Below are 3365 nucleotides of genomic sequence, written 5' to 3'. Positions count from 1 at the left end.
ACGCGCGCGGCGGCACGGTGGCCAGCGTCTGCGCCGGGGCGTACGCGCTGGGGCGGGCCGGGCTGCTCGACGGCCGGCGCTGCACCACCCACCACGAGGTGCAGGACGACCTGGCCCGCCGGCACCCGGCGGCCCAGGTCGTCCGCGACGTGCTGTACGTGGTGGACGACCGGGTGGTCACCTCGGCGGGCATCGCCAGTGGCATCGACGTGGCACTGCACCTGGTGGCGACCCGGCACGGCCCGGCGACCGCCGCGAAGATCGCCCGCACGCTTGTCGTCTACGCCCGCCGTAACGGGCACGAGCCGCAGGCCAGCGCGCTGATGCGGCACCGCTCACACCTGTCCGACTCGGTGCACCGGGTGCAGGATCTGATCGACAGCCGGTACGCCGAGCCCCTGCCGCTGGCCGAGCTGGCCGCCGCCGGCGGCGTGGCCGAACGGACCCTGACCCGGCTGTTCCGGGCGAGCACCGGCCTCACCCCGCTCGGCTACCAGCAGCTGCTCCGGGTGGAACGGGCCGAGCACCTGATCGGGCACGGCACCACCGTGGAAGCCGCCGCGCGGGCCGTCGGCTTCACCGATGCCCGGATGCTGCGCCGCCTGCGAGCCCGCCCCACGAGGTCGGATCCGGTCTTGAGCGGTAGTAGTCGTCCCGGGAGTGGAACTCCACCGGCAACGAGCCGGGCAGCGTGATCCGGGTGTCCCCGGCGAGCAGACCGGGGCCGGCCCGCAGCAGCAGCACGTCGCGCTCCTGGGCCGAGAGGTCGACCAGTTGTGGACGATTGAGCCGGAACATGGCCACCGCCCGGCGAACCTGCCGGGCCAGCGCCACGACCTCGGCGGCCGCCCCGCTGAGGGCCAACGCCGGCTGTTGAATGGTGCGCAGCGCGTCGCAGACGATCAGCAGCTGCGCCGGGGCGTCCTGTTCGGTCGCCGGCAGCTCCAACCGGGACGGCCACTGCCAGCGGATCTGACCGCTCATCAGCCCGTTCAGCCGAGCGGGTGGCCGGGCCCGGTGCGTGCCGTCGGCGACGAGCGAGAGCTGTGCGCCGCTGCCCACCCAGCAGATTCGCTGATCGGTGACGGTCACCGCGACCGGCTCGGGCAGCTGCCAGCGGCATCGCACCTCGCTCGGCCCGAGCAGGTAGCCCGCGACCAGCAGCCGGTGTCGCCCGAGCACCCGCTCACCGGGCCTCGGTCGCAGGTTGTAGCGGCGGTCCAGGGTCGGGCCCACGTCGTCGTCCGGGGCGTCGAACCGGTGGGGACCGATGAAGAAGGGGGACGCGTCGGCGTGCATCGTCACGACCTTCCGGTCAGCTGGCTGTGTACTGAAGCCTGGCGGACCGGAGCGCCCCTGTCATGACGCCTGTTAGGGGGTCGTCCGGTCGTGTGTCGCCTGTGACCGGTAGATGCCGATCTCCTCCGGGCGGACGAGACCGTCCTCGATCGCACGGGCGAGGAGTGCCGCCTTTGTGGCGGCTGGCCGCCCCGCCCGGGTGTACTTGATCCGCGCCCGGTCGACGTACTGCTTGACGGTGTGCTCGCTGATCTGCATCCGCCGGGCCACCGACGCCTTGGACATCGACTGGAACCAGAGCAGCAGCGCCTCACGCTCCTTGTCGGACAGCATCGGCCGGTCCGGCCGCGGGTCGCCGACCATCGCACCGGCGAGCGCCGGCGGCACGTACGGGCGGTCGCTCGCGGCGGCCAGCACCGTTTCCACGCAGTGTTCCCGGCCCTCGTGCTTGGCCAGGAACGCCACCGCCCCGGCGTCCAGCGCGGCGAGCATCGTCTGCGGGTCGGTGTGCTCCGAATAGACCACCACCCGCCGCCCGGCGGCGCTCAGCTCGGCCAACTTGTCCAACGCCATCCGCCCGTGCAGCCGCAGGTCGAGCAGGACGACGTCGGCGTCCGGCGCCGCGCGCAGCACCTCGTCCGGGTCGTCGCCGGTGGCGAGCACCGTCAGGCGCGGCTCGTTGGCGAGCCAGGCGCGGACCCCCTCGACCACCACCGGGTGGTCGTCGACGATCGCCACCCCGACCGGCCGGTCGCCGGTCACCGCCGCCACCGGGTCTGCGCCCATCTGATGTTCCCGTCCCGTTCGTAGAGGTACTGCACCGGCCCCCCGTCGTCGTGCTCGCCAGGTGGCGGGCCGGTCGCCTCCGGCCCCTCCCGGTCCGGCGTGACGAGGCTGACCACCACCTCGTCCGAGCCGGAGACCACGGTCAGTCGTGCCCATCCCCGGGCGTCGGCGAGGGTGCCGGTGAGCGGGTCGGCCAGCCGGCGGCGGATCTCCACCGGCAGCGGCGGCGGGGTGCCGATGGTGACCAGGTCGATCGGTAGGCCGTTGCGTTCCGCCAGGTCGGCGGCGGCTCGCAACTCGTGCAACAGCGGGTCGGGCACATCGTCGGACTCGGCGATCAGTCGGCGCAGCCGGGCGGCGGCCAGCATGCACCGGCGCTGCACCTCCGGGTCGTCCGGGTCGGCCTGGCCGGCGGCCAGGTCACCGAGGACCCGCCCGGCCGCCGAGCTGACCAGCGCGAGCCGGTCCCGGCGTTCCCGAAGGCCCCGCTCGGCGGCATCCCGTTCGGCCGCCATCGCGTGACCGGCGGCCGAGACGGCGGCCCGCTCCCGAGCCAGGCCGACGATGACCGTGCTGCCCACGAAGACGGCCACCGGCAGCGAGAACGTGCCGTAGACGTACATCACGTAGCGGGCCACGTCGGCCGGGTCGGGGCCGTGCCCGAGCACGGCCACCAGGGCGATCAACGCGTGGGTGCTGAGGAGCGCGATCAGCCCCAGGACGCGCCGACCCCACACCGCCAGCACGAAGAACCAGCCGAGCGTGCCCCACACCCAGTTGGCGGCCGTGAACAACTGCCGCTCACCGGCTGCGGCGAAGACCGCCGCGTCGACGACCAGCAGCAGCGCGGCCAGCGGCCACGGCGGCAGCGGCGAGCCCTGCAGCAGTCGCACCCCGGCCACCGCGCCGGTCACGGCGACCAGTATCCAGGCGCCGAGCACCACCGCTGGCGCGGCGAACTCCGTGCGGGCGGACAACACCGCCGGCAGCGCGATCGCGACGTGCCAGGCCAGCGCGATGACGACGGCGGCGATCCGGGCACCCCGGTCGGACGCGTGCGCGACGTCGGCCGGCGCGGCCAGCGCCGCGGGGGAGACCGGCTCCCGGGGCGTCGGAACGCTCCTCCGGTGCGGTGCCTCCGCAGCGTCGGCGGTGAGCGCCGGGGTGTTCAGGTCAGCCGACACCGGGCCACTCCAGTCGGATCCGGGTGCCGGCACCGACCGCCGAGCGCACGTCGGCCCGCCCACCGACCGTCGTCATCCGGCCCCGGATCGACTCGC

At 74.4% G+C, this 3365-nt stretch carries 4 protein-coding genes; 1 reads left to right on the top strand and 3 read right to left on the bottom strand.

Annotated elements, in window-relative coordinates:
* The coding region (locus PSH25_RS22325; RefSeq protein ID WP_238660924.1) for a GlxA family transcriptional regulator at nucleotides 1-695 on the top strand (695 nt) is incomplete at its 5' end.
* Here PSH25_RS22325 and PSH25_RS22320 read toward each other — a convergent pair.
* From PSH25_RS22320 to PSH25_RS22310, 3 genes are all read right to left on the bottom strand, one after another.
* Nucleotides 577-1299, bottom strand: coding sequence for a hypothetical protein (locus PSH25_RS22320; RefSeq protein ID WP_238660923.1), 723 nt, complete (start codon nucleotides 1297-1299; stop codon nucleotides 577-579). The genes PSH25_RS22325 and PSH25_RS22320 overlap by 119 nt on opposite strands.
* A gap of 72 nt (nucleotides 1300-1371) precedes the next feature.
* Nucleotides 1372-2085, bottom strand: a complete 714-nt coding sequence (locus PSH25_RS22315) for a response regulator transcription factor (RefSeq protein WP_238660922.1) — start codon at nucleotides 2083-2085, stop codon at nucleotides 1372-1374.
* The gene (locus tag PSH25_RS22310) at nucleotides 2058-3167 is read right to left on the bottom strand and encodes a hypothetical protein (protein ID WP_238660925.1); all 1110 of its coding nucleotides are present in this window, start codon (nucleotides 3165-3167) and stop codon (nucleotides 2058-2060) included. Before PSH25_RS22310 ends, PSH25_RS22315 begins: the two co-directional genes overlap by 28 nt.
* Nucleotides 3168-3365 lie beyond the last annotated feature (198 nt).

The organism is Micromonospora foliorum (assembly GCF_022229015.1).
GTDB classification, from domain to species: domain Bacteria; phylum Actinomycetota; class Actinomycetes; order Mycobacteriales; family Micromonosporaceae; genus Micromonospora; species Micromonospora foliorum.
Note: the sequence above shows the minus strand (reverse complement) of the source record. Positions and strands in the feature narration are given on the sequence as shown.

Excerpts from the sequence above, each read along its gene's own strand:
- PSH25_RS22320 (WP_238660923.1), bottom strand. The coding sequence starts at position 1,299 with ATGCACGCCGACGCGTCCCCCTTCTTCATCGGTCCCCACCGGTTCGAC.
- PSH25_RS22315 (WP_238660922.1), bottom strand. The coding sequence starts at position 2,085 with ATGGGCGCAGACCCGGTGGCGGCGGTGACCGGCGACCGGCCGGTCGGG.